The organism is Mycobacterium sp. KBS0706 (genome assembly GCF_005938675.2).
Classification (GTDB): domain Bacteria; phylum Pseudomonadota; class Alphaproteobacteria; order DSM-16000; family Inquilinaceae; genus Inquilinus.
In genome coordinates this window covers 1-16,073 of sequence record NZ_VCCH02000031.1, presented here as the reverse complement: position 1 = coordinate 16,073, position 16,073 = coordinate 1, and the positions used below count along the sequence as shown (strand labels likewise).

The following is a 16,073-nucleotide window of genomic DNA, read 5'->3' as shown; positions in this document are numbered from 1 at the left end:
GCGGGCCGCGGGCCGCGCGTCACTCCGGCCGGCCGAGCCGGTCGTCGAGGGCGGCGGTCAGCGCCTGGATCTGGCGGTTGAGGGCGTCGAGCTGCGGCAAGGTCAGGCCGGAGCGCCCCAGCAGCGCCTCGCCCAGGCACTGGCTGCGGGCGAACAGCGCGCGGCCCGCCCCGGTCAGCCGGACCTGGACCTCGCGCTCATTGCCCGGGCTGCGCCGGCGGCTGACCAGCCCGGCCGCCTCCATCCGCTTCACCAGGGGCGTGATCGTGCTCGACTCGAGGGCGAGGCGGGCGGCGATGGCGCCGATCGTCCGGCCGTCCTCCTCCCCCAGCACGTTCAGCACGAGGTATTGCGGATAGGTGATGCCCATCGCGTCCAGCATCGGCTTGTAGGTCCGGTTGATGGCGATGTTGGTGCGGTACAGCGTGAAGCAGATCTGCTCGTCGAGCGCGAGCGGGCGGTCCTTCGGCAGGGGCATGCGGCGCCCTCCTGTTCCTGATGGGCGATCACATTTATCACGAAAAATGATATCACGCTAAGATATAGCTGGACGTCGGCGAGGCGATCGGATACTCATATCATTATCGTGATAATGAATATCGCGATAATCCATGGAGCCGCAGATGGACCACAGCGAGCACGGGACGGACGGAATTTCGCGCCGGCTCGTCCTGGCGGCGGGGGTTGGACTCGCCGCCGCGGCGGCCCTGCCGCATTCTTCCCTGGCGCAGACCGGCGCCGCGCCTTCACGCCCAACATCGGGAGACAGCACCATGAGCAGCGGATTGTTCGCCACCAAGGACGGCACCAACATCTTCTACAAGGATTGGGGCCCGCGCGACGCGCAGCCGATCGTGTTCCATCATGGCTGGCCGCTCAGCGCCGACGACTGGGATGCCCAGATGCTGTACTTCCTGGGCCAGGGCTTCCGCGTGATCGCCCATGACCGACGCGGCCATGGCCGGTCCAGCCAGACCGACACCGGCAACGAGATGGACACCTACGCCGCGGACGTGGCGCAGCTGGTGGCGCATCTCGACCTGAAGGGCGCCGTCCATATCGGCCATTCGACCGGCGGCGGCGAGGTGGCGCGCTATGTCGCCCGGCATGGCGGCAACGGCCGCGTGGCCAGGGCGGTGCTGGTCAGCGCGGTGCCCCCGGTGATGGTGAAGTCGGAGAAGAATCCCGGCGGCCTGCCGCTGGAGGTGTTCGACGGCTTCCGCAAGGCCCTGGCCGACAACCGGGCGCAGTTCTACCGCGACGTGCCGGAAGGCCCGTTCTACGGTTTCAACCGCCCGGGCGCGAAGGTCTATCCGGGCGTGATCGACAATTGGTGGCGCCAGGGCATGATCGGCGGCGCCAAGGCCCATTACGACTGCATCAAGGCGTTCTCGGAGACCGATTTCACCGAGGACCTGAAGGCGATCGAGGTGCCGACCTTGGTTGCGCATGGCGACGACGACCAGATCGTGCCGTTCGCCGATTCGGCGCCGCTCTCGGTCAAGCTGCTGAAGCACGGTACGCTGAAGGTCTACAAGGGCTTCCCGCACGGCATGCTGACCACCCATGCTGAGGTGCTCAACCCGGACCTGCTGGCCTTCATCAAGGGCTGAGAAACGGTGCGGGCGGCGGGGTCACCGACCCCGCCGCCCGTTTCGAAGCCGAGCCTGTCGACGATTCAGCGCGAGCCGCTGCCGGAGGTTCGCCCACGCATGTAGTGCCGCTCCGGACGGTAGCGCGGCTTGAACAGCTGATCGATCCAGCCCCGGATCACGGTCCACATGCGTCGCGGGCTCCTTCAGCCCTTGTTGAGCGCGGCGCGAACGGCGGCGAGGCCATCCTGTCCGTCGCGGGTGGTGACGCCGGCCAGCCAGCCGGACAGAAGATCGGGGTGGGCCTTGAGGTATTGCGCAGCGGCTGCCTTGCCGTCCGACCCCTCGCCCAGAATCCCCATGATCTGGTTTTCCATATCGACCGTGAACGTCAGCTGTGACAGCAGCCGGGCGAGATTGGGGCAATTCTTCGACAAGTCTCGCCTCGTCACGGTGTAGACGGTGGCACGGCCGTAATTCGGGCCGAAATAGGCGTCACCGCCGCTGAGATAGGCGATCTGGAACTGGGAGTTCATCGGATGCGGCTCCCAGGCGAGAAAGGCGATCCACTCCTTGCGCCGCACCGCCCGGTCGACCTGGCTGAGCATGCCCTGCTCGCTCGATTCGACCAGGGTCCAGCCATCCAGGCCGAAATCCTTGGTGTCGATCATCTTCTGGATATTCTGGTTGGCCGGCGCCCCCGGCCCGATGCCGTAGATCTTGCGGCCGAACTGGTCGGCATGCTTGGCCAGATCGGCGAAATCCTTCACCCCGGCCTCGGCGACATAGGCCGGGACCGCGAGAGTGAAGCGGATGCCGTCGAGATTCGGGCGGATCACCTCGATCGCCTTCTCAGCCGTCAGCGGTTCGATGAAGCGACTCTGCGCCGGCATCCAGTTGCCGAGGAAGACGTCGATCTGGCTGTTCTTCAGGCTTTCGAAGGTGACCGGCGGGGCCAGGGTTTCCACCTTCTGGGTGTAGCCCAGCGGCTCCAGGAGCGTGCCCAGCACGCCGTTGGTCGAGGTGATGTCGGTCCAGCCCGGATCCGACATGCGCACGGTGGCACAAGCGTCGGGATCGGCCGCCGCGGCCGGCGTTGCCGCCAGCAGCAGTCCGGTCAGGGCAAGGGCGATGAGGCGCGCCATGGTTCGGTCTCCCTGTTGTTGTCGTCCTTATTGGTGTCTTGGCCGCGCGTGACGCGCGGGAACCGGGCGGCGGCCTCCAGGTCGTCGAGATCCATGTGGTTGCGGATGTATTGCCGGGTGGCGTCCTGCCGCGGCTGCCAGTCCCAGCCATGCAGGGCGCCCCGGCGCAGCGCCGCATCGACGAAGTGCCGCCGCCGTTGGCTTTCCAGGACCTGGTCGCGCAGACGCGGCAGGTCCCAGCGCGCCGCCACCTCCGCCCGGAAGGCCGCGATTCGGGCGGCCTCGGCCGGGTCGGCGGCGCGGTTCAGCCGCTCGCCCGGATCGGTGGCGAGGTCGAAGAGCTGGTCGGGGTCGGCCGGGCTGTGGATGAACTTCCAGCTGCCGCGGCGGATCATCACGATCGGCGCCACCGCGCCCTCGGCCAGGTATTCGCCCAGGACCAGATCGTGCCCGCCGGTGCCGGCCAGATGCGGCAGCAGGCTGCGCCCGTCCAGCGGCGTCGGATGGGCCGGAGCGCCATCCGGGGTGGCGAGGTCGACCAGGGTCGGCAGCAGGTCGGCGGAGGACACGGCGGCGCCGACCCGGCCCGGCGCGAAGCGGCCGGGGGCATGCACGATCAGCGGGATGCGGCTGCCGCCCTCCAGGAAGCTCATCTTGTACCAGAGGCCGCGCTCGCCCAGGAACTCGCCATGGTCGGAGATCAGGATGGTGACCGTGTCCTCGGCCAGGCCGGTGCGGCGCAGCGCCTCCATCACCCGGCCGAACTGCTCGTCGACATAGGCGATGGCGCCGTAATAGGCGCGCCGGGCGCGGCGGGTCTGCTCCGGCGTGATCGGCGTCCGGTCCAGCTCGCACACCGCGCGCAGCCGGCGGGAATGCGGGTCGTCGGCCGGCGCGTCCTCGGGCAGCGGGATGTCTTCGTCGCGATGCAGGTTCCAGTACCGCTCCGGCACGGCGAAGGGGTCGTGCGGATGGGTCAGCGACACGGTCAGGCAGAACGGCCGGCCGTCGCCGGTCCGCGCCATGTCGTACAGCCGGCGCTCGGCCGCGAACACCACCTCGTCGTCGAAATCCAGCTGGTTGGTGCGGATGCAGGGGCCGGCGTCGATCACCGACGACATGTTGTGGTACCAGCTCGGCCGCGCCTCCGGCCGGTCCCAGTCCGGGGTCCAGCCGAAATCCGCCGGGTAGATGTCGGTGGTCAGCCGCTCCTCAAAGCCGTGCAACTGGTCGGCGCCGCAGAAATGCATCTTGCCGGACAGGATGGTGCGGTAGCCCAGGGCCCGCAGCGCATGGGCGAAGGTCGGGATGTCGGAGGGGAACTCGGCGGCGTTGTCATAGGCGCCGATCGCCGAGGGCAGCCGGCCGGACATGAACACCGCGCGCGAGGGGCCGCACAGCGGGCTGTTGCAATAGGCGGCGTCGAACACCACCCCGTCCCGCGCCAGCCCGGCGATCACCGGCGCCTGCACCACGGCATTGCCATAGGCCGGCAGGGCGAAGGGGGTGAGCTGGTCCGCCATCAGGATCAGGATGTTCGGTCGCCGTGCCGCTGCCACGATGGGCCTCTCCCCATTTTATAGGTCTGTGCGGACAGCGTGGCGGCGACCGGCAGGATCGTGAAGACCGCGGCCGTTCATAGAGGTATTATCCCTGCTTATGGCAACACGCCGTCGCGACCTGCCGCCGATGCCGGCGCTCCTGGCCTTCGAGGCCGCGGGGCGGCTGTCGAATTTCAGCGCCGCGGCGCGCGAGCTCGGGGCCACCCAGCCGGCCGTCTCCCATCAGATCGCCGCATTGGAGGCGCGGCTGGGCGCGGCCCTGTTCCGGCGGCTGCACCGCGGCGTCGCCCTGACCGCAGAGGGCGAGCGGCTGTTGCAGGTGGTGACCCGATCGCTCGACGCCATCGCCGACACGGCGGCGGAGATCCGCCAGGCGCGCGACCCGGGCGGACTGACCGTCGCCACCGATTTCGCCTTCGCCACCTACTGGCTGTTGCCGCGGCTGGAGCAGCTGCGCGCGGCGCTGGGCGGGGTCGAGATCCGCATCCTGGCCAGCCAGGACGTGATCGACCCGCGCGACCGCGCGGTCGACGCGGTGATCGCCTTCGGGCCCGGGCGATGGCCCGGCTGCACCGTCGACCGGCTGTTCCCGGAGAGCGTCGTGCCGATCTGCAGCCCCGGGATGCTGGCGCGGCTGCCGCGCCTCGCCGCGCCGGCCGACCTGCTGGACCAGCCGCTGCTGCATCTCGACAGCCCGGACCCGGCGCGCTGGCTCGACTGGGCCGGCTGGTTCCGGGGGCAGGGGGTGGAGGGCGCGGCCCGCGGCCGGTCGCTGCGCCTCAACAATTACCCGCTGGTGCTGCAGGCGGCCCTGGCCGGGCAGGGCGTGGCGCTGGGCTGGCGGCCGCTGGTCGACGACCTGCTGGCGGCGGGCCAGCTGGTCGCCTGTTTGCCGGCGCCGTACCGCACCCAGCGCGGCTATTTCCTGGCCCAGCCCCTGGCCGACCGCCCCGACCCGCTGCGCGCCGCCTTCCGCGACTGGCTGGTGGCCGAGGCCGCGGGACGCCGGCCGGGCTGATCCCAGATCAGTGGATGGGCCGGAGCCGCCCCCTCACCCGAAATCGCGATGCGATTTCGACCTCTCCCCCAAGGAGAGGTGAATGGGTCGCGGCTCCGATTCCCCTCTCCTCGGGGAGAGGGAGGGGCCCGTCGCGTTTGGCGACGGGAGGGTGAGGGGCTCGGACCGCGCCGTCGAGCGGGCCTAGGGCGCGGCCCGGAACCGGCGCCAGCCTTCGGCGCGCAGGGCGCAGGCGGGGCATTCGCCGCAGCCATGGCCCCAGTCGTGACGCCGGCTGCGGTCGCCGCGGTAGCAGCTGTGGGTCTGGTCGCGGACCAGGTCGACCAGTGCCTCGCCACCCAGGCTCTCGGCCAGGCGCCAGGTCTCGGCCTTGTCGATCCACATCAGCGGCGTGTGCAGCACGAAACGCGTCTCCATGCCCAGGTTCAGCGCCAGCTGCATCGCCTTCATGGTGTCGTCGCGGCAGTCCGGATAGCCGGAATAATCGGTCTCGCAGACCCCGGCGACCAGGTGGCGCAGGCCGCGACGATAGGCCAAAGCGGCGGCAAAGGTCACGAATACCAGGTTGCGGCCGGGCACGAAGGTGTTGGGCAGGCCGTTGTCCTGCATCGCGATCTCGACGTCGCGGGTCAGCGCCGTGTCGCTGACCTGGCCGAGCACCGAGAGATCGAGCACGTGGTCGTCGCCCAGCCGCCCGGCCCATTCCGGGAAGCGGCGGCGCATCGCGTCCAGGATGCCCGGACGGACGTCCAGCTCGACCCGGTGGCGCTGGCCGTAATCGAAGCCGACGGTCTCGACCCGGCCGAAGCGCTCCAGCGCCCAGGCCAGGCAGGTGGCCGAATCCTGGCCGCCGGAGAACAGCACCAGCGCGCCCTCGGCGGCGCCCCGCTCGCCCTGGTCACCGGCCATCATATTCGGCCCAGCAGTTCGGGGTCTCGTAGACGGCGACGGCGGCCAGCAGCGGCAGCGTCGGCCGCACCCGGCCCCAGATCCAGATGGCGATGTGCTCGGCCGTCGGATTCTCCAACCCCTCGATCTCGTTCAGGCAGTAGTGGTCCAGCCGGGCCAGGATCGGCGCAAAAGCAGCTTCGACGTCGAAGAAGTCGACGACGAAGCCGGTCTCGGGATCGACCGGCCCCTCCAGCCGCAGCTCGACGCGATAGGAATGGCCGTGCATCCGGTGGCAGCGATGCGTCGCCGGCACATTCGGCAACCGGTGCGCCGCCTCGAAGGTGAAGGCCTGGGTGATCCTCATGGAATCCCGATCAGCTTGTGGGTCTGCAGGCTCAGCCGCCATTGCGGGTGCGACAGGCAATAGGCGACCGCCGCCTCGGTGTTGGCGATGCGGTCCGGCCCGTCCATCGGCTGCAGCCAGAAATGGGTGAAGTCGAGATCCGCCACCGCCTCGGGCAGCAGCTCCGGCTGGGGATAGATCAGCTTCAGCTCGTCGCCGCGGCGGGCGGCCAGGGGTGCGCCGGCCTTGGGGCTGACGCAGACCCAGTCCAGCTCGGCCGGCGGATCGATGGTGCCGTTGGTCTCGACCGCGGCGGTGAAGCCACGGGCATGGATGGCGTCCAGCAAAGCGCGGTCCAGCTGCAGCAGCGGCTCGCCGCCGGTGAAGACGACGAAGCGGTCCGCGGCCGGACTGTTCCAGCAGGCCTCGATCGCCGCGGCCAGCGCCTCGGCGCCGTCGAAGCGGCCGCCCCCCGGCCCGTCGGTGCCCAGGAAATCGGTGTCGCAGAAGCGGCACACCGCCTCGGCCCGGTCCTGCTCGCGGCCGGTCCACAGGTTGCAGCCGACGAAGCGGCAGAACACCGAGGCCCGCCCGGCATGGCGGCCCTCGCCCTGCAGGGTCTTGAAGATTTCTTTGACGACGTAGCCCATCACGCTGGTCCGGCGTGGCTCCAGGCGGCCCCACAGCGGGGCCGTTGCCGCGCGGCGCGGTTTTAGCCGGTTTCGCCGCGCCGGTCAGGCGCGAATTGCCGCGGACAAAAAAAGGCCCGCGCCGGTGGGCACGGGCCTCGGGATCCTTCCAGTCCGGACGGATCAGGTGCTGGTCAGCTTCGACAGGTCGAGCGGCAGCGAGCGCAGGCGCTGGCCGGTCGCGGCGAAGACCGCGTTGCCGATCGCCGGCGCCAGACCGGGCACGCCCGGCTCGCCGATGCCGGTCGGCGCCTCGGTCGACGGCATGATATGCACCTCGACCTTCGGCATCTCCGACATCCGGGTCGGCTCATAGGTGTCGAAATTGGCCTGCTCGACCTCGCCGTCCTTGAGCGTGATCTTGTTGCGCAGGACGACGGAGAGGGCGAAGCCGACCGATCCCTCGACCTGGGCCCGGATCACGTCCGGGTTGACCGCGATGCCGCAATCCACCGCCGCCACCACCCGGTCCACCTTCAGCGCGCCGTCCTTGATCGAGACCTCGGCCACGGTGGCGACATAGCTGCCGAAGGACTGGTGCACGGCGACGCCGCGGCCCGACCCGGCCGGCAGGGGCTGGCCCCAGCCCGCCTTCTCCGCCACCAGCGCCAGCACGCCGGCATGGCGCGGCTGGTCCTTCAGCAGCGCGGCGCGGAAGGCGACCGGGTCCTTTCCGGCCGCATGGGCCAGCTCGTCGACCACGGTCTCGACCGCATGGGCGGTGTGGGTGTGGCCGACCGAGCGCCACCACAGCACCGGCACGCCCTCCTTGGCGTTGTGCACCGTTGCCGTCAGGTCGGCCACGGCATAGGCGGTGTCCGACGCGCCCTCGATGCTGGTGGCGTCGATGCCGTCCTTGACCGCGAAGGCCTCGAAGGAGGTGCCGATCATGATCGACTTGGCGACCACCGTGTGGTCCCAGCCGCTGATAGTGCCGGCCGCGTCCACCCCGGCGCGGACCTTGTGGTACGCCATCGGCCGGTAGTAGCCGGCCTTCATGTCGTCCTCGCGGGTCCGCATCAGGTGGATCGGCGCCCTGCCGCCGGTGGCCTTGACGATCATCGCCGTCTCGGCCGCGTAATCCGCGGTCGGGGTGGCGCGCCGGCCGAAGGAGCCGCCGGTGTAGGTCGAGTTGATCGTCACCTGCTCCGGCTTCAGGCCGAGGATGGCGGCGATCGTCGCCTGCTCGATGGTCTGGAACTGCGACCCGGCCCACCACACGGCGCCGTCCTTGGTCGGCTCCAGCACGCCGTTCAGCGGCTCCATCGGCGCATGGGCCAGATAGGGGAACTCGATCTCCACCTCGACCAGCTTGGCCGCCTTCTGCAGCGCCGCCGCGGCGTCGCCGCGCTTGGCCGCGGTCAGGCCGGGCGTCTGCGCCATGGCCTTGTATCCGGCCATGATCGCATCGGTGGACTGGCCTTCTCCCGCGGCCGAATCCCAGTCGATCTTCAGCGCCTCGCGGCCCTGCATCGCCGACCAGGTGTCCTTGGCCACGACGGCGACGCCGGTCGGGATGGTGACCACGTCGACCACGCCCGGCACCTGCTTCGCCGCGGCGTCGTCGACGCTCTTCGGCGTGCCGCCGAAGCGCGGCGGATGGGCGACCAGCGCGGTCAGCTGGCCGGGGCGGCGGACGTCGATCGAGAAGCCGGCCTTGCCGGTGATCTTGGCTGGGGTATCCAGCCGCGGCACGTGCCCGCCGACCAGGGTGAAGGCCTTCGGATCCTTCAGCGCGACATCCGTCGGCGGCGTCAGCGCCGCCGCCTTGCCGGCCAGCTCGCCGAAGCGGGCGGATTTGCCCGAGGCATGCGCAACGACGCCCTTCTGCACGGTGATCTCACCGGCCGGAACCTGCCATTCCGCCGCGGCCGCCTGCACCAGCATGGCGCGGGCCATGGCGCCGGCGCGGCGCAGCTGGTCCCAGGAATTGGCGATCGAGGTCGACCCGCCGGTGCCCTGGATCGGGCCGAAGGCGAGGTTGTTGTAGAGCTTGGCGTCGGCCGGGGCGAATTCGAAGCGCATCTGGCCCCAGTCGGCGTCGATCTCCTCGGCGACGATGGTGGTCAGGCCGGTGGTCACGCCCTGGCCCATCTCGCATTGCTTGATCAGCACGGTGACCGTGCTGTCCGGCGCGACGCGGACGAAGGCGTTGGGGGCGAGGTCGCCGGTCGCGGCCATGGCGCGGCGGGCGAGCGGCAGATGGGCCGCGATCACCAGCGCGCCGCCGAGGGCGCTGGCGCCCTTCAGGAAGGACCGGCGGTTCGGCCTGGCGAGGTCGTCGGCGGCTGCGGCCGGGGTGACGATTGGCTGAGCAAACATGATTCGTCCTCCCGGTTCAGGCCAGCTGCGAGGCGGCGTCGTGGATCGCCGCGCGGATGCGCTGATAGGTGCCGCAGCGGCAGATGTTGCCGTCCATCGCCGAGACGATGTCGTCGTCGGTCGGCTTCGGCGTCTGGCTCAACAGGCCGATCGCCGACATGATCTGGCCGGACTGGCAGTAGCCGCACTGCACCACGTCGAGCTTGGTCCAGGCGGCGCGCACGGCCTCGGCGACCTTGCCCGACACGCCCTCGATGGTGGTGATCTTGCCCTCGCCGACATCGCCGACGAAGGTCTGGCAGGACCGCACCGGCTGGCCGTCCAGATGCACGGTGCAGGCGCCGCACAGGGCCTGGCCGCAGCCGAACTTGGTGCCGGTCATGTCGAGATGGTCGCGGAGCGCCCAGAGCAGCGGCATCTGCGGATCGATGTCGAGCTCGTGGTCCGCGCCGTTGATGTTCAGCTTCACCATGGTCGATGTCCCAATCTGGATGCGGTGCGGGGAACCGGGCACCGCGCCGGGGCTGGCATAGTCCGCGTTGATCGCGGATCTCAGGTCTAGATCGAACGTTCGATCTAATTCGGCTAAAACTTCACGGGTTGCGGGCGATCGCGCGCCAGCACCCCTCGGCGATGTCGTCCAGGGACGCATCGTCCAGCGGCTCGTCCGGGGCCCGCCGGGCAAGGCGCGCGGCGAGGCCGAAGGACAGGTCGTAGACAATGTCCGTCGGCAGCGGCTTGAACGGGCTGCCGCCGTCGACGAAGCCCAGCCGCCGGGCCAGGATGGCGAAGTTCTGGTCCTCCTTGGCCAGCTCCTGCAGGTCGGTCGGGCAGTGATAGGGCGAGTTCTCGTACTGCTCGAGGAACCGGGCCTCCAGCCGGTGGGTGCGGTAGAAGTCGTAGGCGTTGCGCCAGGTGTGCTTGAACGCATCCTTGGGGCAGGCACCGTCGAAATCGCCCTGCAGCATGGCCCGGGCCTTCACCGCCTTGACCTCCTTGTAGAGGTCGCGGATCAACTCGTCCTTGCTGGCGAAGTAGTGGTAGATCACGCCTGGGCTCGCGCCGGACCGTTTGGCGACCTGGGACATCGGCGTGTCATGGAAGCCACGCTCCGCCACCAGCTCCAGCGTCGCCTTCAGGATCGCACACCGCTTGCTGTCGGTATCCGGGAACACATCGCACTCGATCGAACGTTCGTTCTAGTGATTAGCCGCTCCGGTGGGCTCACGTCAAGAATCACGTGCCGTACCACCACTCCTGTCATTGCCGGGCTTGACCCGGCAATCCAGGGGCCACCGAGAGCGGCTCTTGAAAGCCACTGGATCCTCGGGTCAAGCCCGAGGATGACAGCGAAAAAGGCCGGAGGCTCGATCTGACGGGCGCATCACCGCTTGGCGCAATCCAGGATGTTCTCCAGCGCGGCGCCGGAGCCGGCGAGGGTGAAGGGCTCGGTCACAGCGGTCACCGCGGGCTCCGCCAGGCCGACGGTCAGGGCCTTGCCGCGGCGCAGGGTTTCGACCAGCGCCTTCATCTGGTCGGTGGTAAAGGCCTTGGACGGGCCCCAGTCGAAGCTGGTCGCGACCTCCTCGGCCTGCACCGCCATCGGCACCGCTACGGCCTTGCCGTCGACGGTGAAGGTCACCGGCAGCGATTTCGCCTCCAGCGCCAGCTTGCGCGGCAGCGAGAACAGCACATAGGCGCCGCTGCGGATCGCCTGGGCGCCTTGCGGCGCGATGTCCTCGGCGCAATAGACGCCGAGATGGGCGCCGTCGGCATTGGTCAGGCCGGCATAGGCCGTGCCCATGTGATAGCCGGTGCCCCAGCCCTCGGCCTCCTGGGCCAAGGCCGGTACCGCGATGGCGAGGACAGGCAAGGCGAGGAGAGCGGCGCGGATCAAACCAGGGCTCCGAAACGAAGAAGGGCACGCCCAGCGTGCCCTTCTTGCAGGTCACATGTCGAGCAGGATGCGCTGCGGATCCTCCAGGCACTCCTTGACCCGGACCAGGAAGGTCACGGCCTCGCGCCCGTCGATGATGCGGTGGTCATAGGACAGGGCCAGATACATCATCGGCCGGATCTCGACCTTGCCGCCGACCGCCATCGGCCGCTCCTGGATCTTGTGCATGCCCAGGATGCCCGACTGCGGCGGGTTCAGGATCGGCGTCGACATCAGCGAGCCGTAGACGCCGCCGTTGGAGATGGTGAAGGTGCCGCCGGTCAGGTCGGCCATCGACAGCTTGCCGTCGCGCGCCTTGCGGCCCAGGTCGCCGATGGTCTTCTCGACCTCGGCGAAGGACAGGGCGTCGGCGTCGCGCACCACCGGCACCACCAGCCCGTTCGGCGTGCCGACGGCGACGCCGATGTCGTAGTAGTTCTTGTAGACTAGGTCGTCGCCATCGATCTCGGCGTTGACGGCCGGCAGCTCCTTCAGCGCGACGATGCAGGCCTTCAGGAAGAACGACATGAAGCCCAGCTTCACGCCGTGCTTCTTCTCGAAGCTGTCCTTGTACTGGTTGCGCAGCGCCATCAGCGCCGTCATGTCGACCTCGTTGAAGGTCGTCAGCATGGCGGCGTTGTTCTGCGCCTGCTTCAGCCGGGTGGCGATGGTCTTGCGCAGCTTGGTCATGCGCACCCGCTCTTCCCGGTCCTTCTTCGGCCGCGGGCCGCTCTCGGGACGGGTGAAGGCGGGGACCTCGATCACGCTGCTGCCCGAAGCGGGGGCGGCGGCCGGCTTGGCGCTGCCGGAAGCCGCGGCCTGCGCGTCCTCCTTCAGGATGCGCCCGCCCTTGCCGCTGCCGGCGATGGCGCCGGCGTCGAGGTTGTTCTCGGCGATGATCTTGGCCGCCGACGGCATGGCGATCGGCGCGTCGCCGCCATTGGCCTTGGCAGGGGCCGGAGCCGCGGCCGGCGCGGCGGCGGGCTTGGCCGCCTCGGCCTTGGCCGCCGGCTTGGCCGGGGCGCCGCTGCCCTCCCCGATGCTGCCCAAGAGGGCGCCGACCTCGACATTGGCACCTTCCTCGGCGGTCACCGATTCAAGCACGCCGGCCGCGGTGGCATTGACCTCGAGCGTCACCTTGTCGGTCTCGAGCTCGACCAGCGGCTCATCCACCGCCACGGCCTCGCCCGGCTTCTTCAGCCAGCGGGCGACGGTGGCTTCGGACACCGATTCGCCCAGGGCGGGCACCTTGATCTCGACGCTCATAGAGTTTCCATTCCTTCGACCGGGGCGGCGGCCCAGTTGGAGTCAGTTGGCCGGGATCAGCCGGCCGACAGGGCCTCGTCGACCAGCTTGGCCTGTTCCTGGTTGTGGCGGCGCAGCAGGCCGGTGGCCGGGGCCGCGGCCTCGGGCCGGCCGGCGTAGCGCGGCCGGGCGCTGCGATGCTTGATCTCGCCCAGCGCGGCCTCGATCTTGCGGTCGACGAAGTACCAGGCGCCCTGGTTCTCGGGCTCCTCCTGGCACCACACCACCTCGGCATTCGGATACTTGGCCAGCTCCGCGCCCAGCGTCTTGCGCGGGAACGGGAACATCTGCTCCAGCCGGATGATGGCGACGTCCTTCAGGCCGCGCTCCTCGCGTTCCTTGCGCAGGTCGTAATAGACCTTGCCGGAGCAGATCACGACCCGCCGCACCGACTCGCCGGCCACCAGCTCCGCCGTCTCGCCCAGCACGCGGTGGAAGCCCGAGCCGTTGCCGAAATCGGCCAGGGTCGAGACGCAGTCCTTGTGCCGCAGCAGCGACTTCGGCGTGAACACCACCAGCGGCTTGCGGAAGTCGCGGTGGATCTGCCGCCGCAGCGCATGGAAGTAGTTGGCCGGGGTGGTCAGGTTCACCACCTGCCAGTTGTCCTCGGCCGATTGCTGCAGGTAGCGCTCGATACGGGCCGAGGAATGCTCCGGCCCCTGGCCCTCATAGCCATGCGGCAGCAGCATCACCAGGCCGGACATGCGCAGCCACTTCTGCTCGCCGGACGAGATGAACTGGTCGATGATGGTCTGGGCGCCGTTGGCGAAGTCGCCGAACTGCGCCTCCCACAGCGTCAGGGCCCGCGGCTCGGCCAGGGAATAGCCGTATTCGAAGCCCAGCACCGCGAATTCCGACAGCGGGCTGTCATGCACCTCGAAGGTCGCCTGGCCCTCGCGGATGTGGTTCAGCGGGACGTAGCGCTCCTCGGTCTCCTGGTCGACCAGCACCGAATGGCGCTGGCTGAAGGTGCCGCGGCCGGAATCCTGGCCGGACAGCCGCACCGGGATGCCCTCGGCCACCAGCGTGCCGAAGGCCAGCGCCTCGGCCGTGGACCAGTCGATGTCGCGGCCGGTCTCGACCATCTGCGCCTTGGCCTTCAGCTGGCGCGCGACCTTGGGGTTGACGGCGATGCCCTGCGGCACGGTGCTGATGGCGCGGCCGACCTCGCGCAGCAGCGCGTCCGGGGCCGTCGTCGCGCCACGGCGGTCGTCGCCGTCGGCCGCGGTGAAGCCCGACCAGACGCCGCCCAGCCAGTCGGCCTTGTTCGGCTTGTAGGTGGTCGATCCTTCGAACGCTTCCTCCAACCGCTTCTGGAAGTCGCGGACGACGCCCTCGGCCTCCTCGGCCGACAGCAGTCCCTCGGCGACCAGTTGCCGGGCATAGATCTCGCGCACCGGCGGGTGCTTGGCGATGGTCCGGTACATCAGCGGCTGGGTGAAGGCCGGCTCGTCGCCCTCATTGTGGCCGAAGCGGCGGTAGCAGAACATGTCCACCACCACGTCATGGCCGAACTTCTGCCGGAACTCGATGGCGATGCGCGAGGCATGCACCACCGCCTCGGCGTCGTCGCCGTTGACGTGGAAGATCGGCGCCTGGACCGTCCGCGCCACGTCGGTGCAGTACGGGCCCGAGCGGGAATAGACCGGCGCGGTGGTGAAGCCGATCTGGTTGTTGATGACGAAATGGACAGTGCCGCCGACGCGATAGCCCTTCAGGTCGGACATCATCAGCGTCTCGGCCACCACGCCCTGGCCGGCAAAGGCGGCGTCGCCATGGATCAGCAGCGGCAGGACGGCGTTGCGGTCCTCGTCGCGGCGCTGGGTCTGCTTGGCGCGGACCTTGCCGATCACCACCGGGTTGACGCATTCGAGATGCGACGGGTTCGCGGTCAGCGACAGATGGACGGTGTGGCCGTCGAAGTCGCGATCCGACGAGGTGCCGAGATGGTACTTCACGTCGGCCGAGCCCTGGACATCGTCCGGGTTGGCCGGGTTGCCCTGGAACTCGGAGAAGATCGCGGCGAAGGGCTTGCCCAGGAAGTTCGCCAGCGTGTTCAGCCGGCCGCGATGGGCCATGCCGACGATGATCTCCTCAAGGCCCAGCTGGCCGCCGCGCTTCAGCACCTGCTCCAGCGCCGGAATCATCGCCTCGCCGCCATCCAGGCCGAAGCGCTTGGTGCCGGTGTATTTGACGTTGAGGAAGCGCTCGAAGCTCTCGGCCGCGGTCAGGCGCTCATAGATCGCGCGCTTGCCCTCGGGGGTGAATTCGGTGCGGTTCTCGATCGTCTCGATCCGCTCCTGGATCCAGGCGCGGATCGCCGGGTCCTGGATGTGCATGTACTCGACGCCGATCGGGCCGCAATAGGTGGCGCGCAGCCGGGTCACGATCTGGCGCAGCGTCGGCGTGTCGAGGCCCAGCTGGCCGGCGACGTAGATCGGCCGCTCCATGTCGGCTTCGCTGAAGCCGTAGGTGGCGGGGTCGAGGTCGGGGTGCGGCTTGTGCGCGGTCAGGCCCAGCGGGTCGAGATCGGCCAGCAGGTGCCCGCGCACGCGGTAGGCGCGGATCAGCTGCATCGCCCGCAGCGTGTCATGGGCGGCGCGTCGGACCGCGTCGGCATCCGGGGCGGCGGCGGGCGCCTTGCCGGGCTTGGCGCCCTTGGCCGGGGGCGCCTCGGTCGGCGCCTCCAGCCCGAAAGCCTCGCCCAGGCCGTTCAGCTTGACCGCGGGGGCGGCGCCGTTCTGCGGGCTCCAGGATGGTCCGGTGTCGGCCTCCGCCTCGCCTTCGCCGAGGCCGGCGAAGAAGGCGCGCCAGCTCTCGTCCACCGCGGCCGGATCGGCCCGGTAGCGCTCATGCAGCTCGGCGATGAAATCGGCATTCGGGGCGAACAGGAAAGAGCTCTGTTCCGACGGGCTACCCATCATTTCCAACGGCCTGTCTCAGGCCGCTTCCCTGGCGGTCGGTGGGCCGCGTTGACGCCGCGGCCGGGCGGTCCCTCGCGGGACGGGGCTCCAAGTGGCGCGCAACCTACGCCGAAAGTCCAAGAGATGAAAGGTATGTCGGGCGCGGAACGAGCAATTTCCGGCGCCATTACGACAGATCTCCCACGCAAAGAACGCAAACGCGACATCGTGACCGGCACGGGCGGTCAGAATCGAGGGATCCGGACATGAAAAAGCCCCGACCGGCAGGACCGGTCGGGGCCGAATCTCGTCCGCGAAGGAGGGTCAGCCCTTCATCGCCGCGAGCATGGTCTTGCCGAGGGAGGCG

Annotated in this window: 14 protein-coding genes; 2 read left to right on the top strand and 12 right to left on the bottom strand. The window is 69.5% G+C overall.

What is annotated here, in order from left to right:
• Positions 1 to 19: 19 nt before the first annotated feature.
• A complete protein-coding gene (locus FFK22_RS18060; protein WP_138889331.1) occupies positions 20 to 478 on the bottom strand; it encodes a MarR family winged helix-turn-helix transcriptional regulator in 459 nt (152 codons plus the stop codon).
• Between the two features lie 295 nt (positions 479 to 773).
• On the opposite strand from FFK22_RS18060, the gene FFK22_RS18055 reads away from it, so the two are divergent.
• Positions 774 to 1,613: an alpha/beta fold hydrolase gene (locus FFK22_RS18055; RefSeq protein WP_221938679.1), complete on the top strand. Its 840-nt coding sequence runs from the start codon at positions 774 to 776 to the stop codon at positions 1,611 to 1,613.
• A 185-nt stretch (positions 1,614 to 1,798) separates the two neighbouring features.
• Here the strand turns inward: FFK22_RS18055 and FFK22_RS18050 are convergent, their stop codons facing one another.
• Together FFK22_RS18050 and betC are read right to left on the bottom strand one after the other, a co-directional pair.
• Positions 1,799 to 2,737: a choline ABC transporter substrate-binding protein gene (locus FFK22_RS18050; protein ID WP_138889329.1), complete on the bottom strand. Its 939-nt coding sequence runs from the start codon at positions 2,735 to 2,737 to the stop codon at positions 1,799 to 1,801.
• Positions 2,710 to 4,296, bottom strand: a complete 1,587-nt coding sequence (gene betC, locus FFK22_RS18045; RefSeq protein ID WP_138889328.1) for a choline-sulfatase — start codon at positions 4,294 to 4,296, stop codon at positions 2,710 to 2,712. The genes FFK22_RS18050 and betC overlap by 28 nt, the downstream gene beginning before the upstream one ends.
• 100 nt (positions 4,297 to 4,396) lie before the next feature.
• On the opposite strand from betC, the gene FFK22_RS18040 reads away from it, so the two are divergent.
• Positions 4,397 to 5,317 carry a LysR substrate-binding domain-containing protein gene (locus tag FFK22_RS18040; RefSeq protein WP_138889327.1) on the top strand — a complete coding sequence of 307 codons (921 nt, stop codon included), beginning with the start codon at positions 4,397 to 4,399 and terminating at the stop codon, positions 5,315 to 5,317.
• Positions 5,318 to 5,500: 183 nt separating this feature from the next.
• On the opposite strand, the gene queC is transcribed toward FFK22_RS18040, so the two are convergent.
• The 9 genes from queC to FFK22_RS17995 form a co-directional block, all read right to left on the bottom strand.
• Complete coding sequence (gene queC / locus FFK22_RS18035; protein ID WP_221938678.1) at positions 5,501 to 6,229, bottom strand: 7-cyano-7-deazaguanine synthase QueC; 729 nt, start codon at positions 6,227 to 6,229, stop codon at positions 5,501 to 5,503.
• The gene (gene queD, locus FFK22_RS18030) at positions 6,216 to 6,572 is read right to left on the bottom strand and encodes a 6-carboxytetrahydropterin synthase QueD (RefSeq protein ID WP_138889326.1); all 357 of its coding nucleotides are present in this window, start codon (positions 6,570 to 6,572) and stop codon (positions 6,216 to 6,218) included. Before queD ends, queC begins: the two co-directional genes overlap by 14 nt.
• Positions 6,569 to 7,201 (bottom strand): 7-carboxy-7-deazaguanine synthase, encoded by a 633-nt coding sequence (gene queE, locus FFK22_RS18025; protein WP_138889325.1) that lies wholly within the window; start codon positions 7,199 to 7,201, stop codon positions 6,569 to 6,571. The genes queD and queE overlap by 4 nt, the downstream gene beginning before the upstream one ends.
• Positions 7,202 to 7,363: 162 nt before the next feature.
• Positions 7,364 to 9,562: a xanthine dehydrogenase family protein molybdopterin-binding subunit gene (locus FFK22_RS18020; RefSeq protein WP_138889324.1), complete on the bottom strand. Its 2,199-nt coding sequence runs from the start codon at positions 9,560 to 9,562 to the stop codon at positions 7,364 to 7,366.
• A gap of 16 nt (positions 9,563 to 9,578) precedes the next feature.
• On the bottom strand, positions 9,579 to 10,034 hold the full coding sequence (locus FFK22_RS18015; protein ID WP_138889323.1) for a (2Fe-2S)-binding protein: 456 nt from the start codon (positions 10,032 to 10,034) through the stop codon (positions 9,579 to 9,581).
• 121 nt (positions 10,035 to 10,155) lie between these two features.
• A complete protein-coding gene (locus FFK22_RS18010) occupies positions 10,156 to 10,737 on the bottom strand; it encodes a TetR/AcrR family transcriptional regulator (RefSeq protein ID WP_186002530.1) in 582 nt (193 codons plus the stop codon).
• A gap of 209 nt (positions 10,738 to 10,946) precedes the next feature.
• Positions 10,947 to 11,459, bottom strand: coding sequence for a hypothetical protein (locus tag FFK22_RS18005; RefSeq protein WP_138889321.1), 513 nt, complete (start codon positions 11,457 to 11,459; stop codon positions 10,947 to 10,949).
• Between the two features lie 51 nt (positions 11,460 to 11,510).
• The gene (gene odhB / locus FFK22_RS18000) at positions 11,511 to 12,764 is read right to left on the bottom strand and encodes a 2-oxoglutarate dehydrogenase complex dihydrolipoyllysine-residue succinyltransferase (protein WP_138889320.1); all 1,254 of its coding nucleotides are present in this window, start codon (positions 12,762 to 12,764) and stop codon (positions 11,511 to 11,513) included.
• 56 nt (positions 12,765 to 12,820) lie between these two features.
• Positions 12,821 to 15,727: a 2-oxoglutarate dehydrogenase E1 component gene (locus FFK22_RS17995; protein ID WP_221938677.1), complete on the bottom strand. Its 2,907-nt coding sequence runs from the start codon at positions 15,725 to 15,727 to the stop codon at positions 12,821 to 12,823.
• Positions 15,728 to 16,073: the final 346 nt, after the last annotated feature.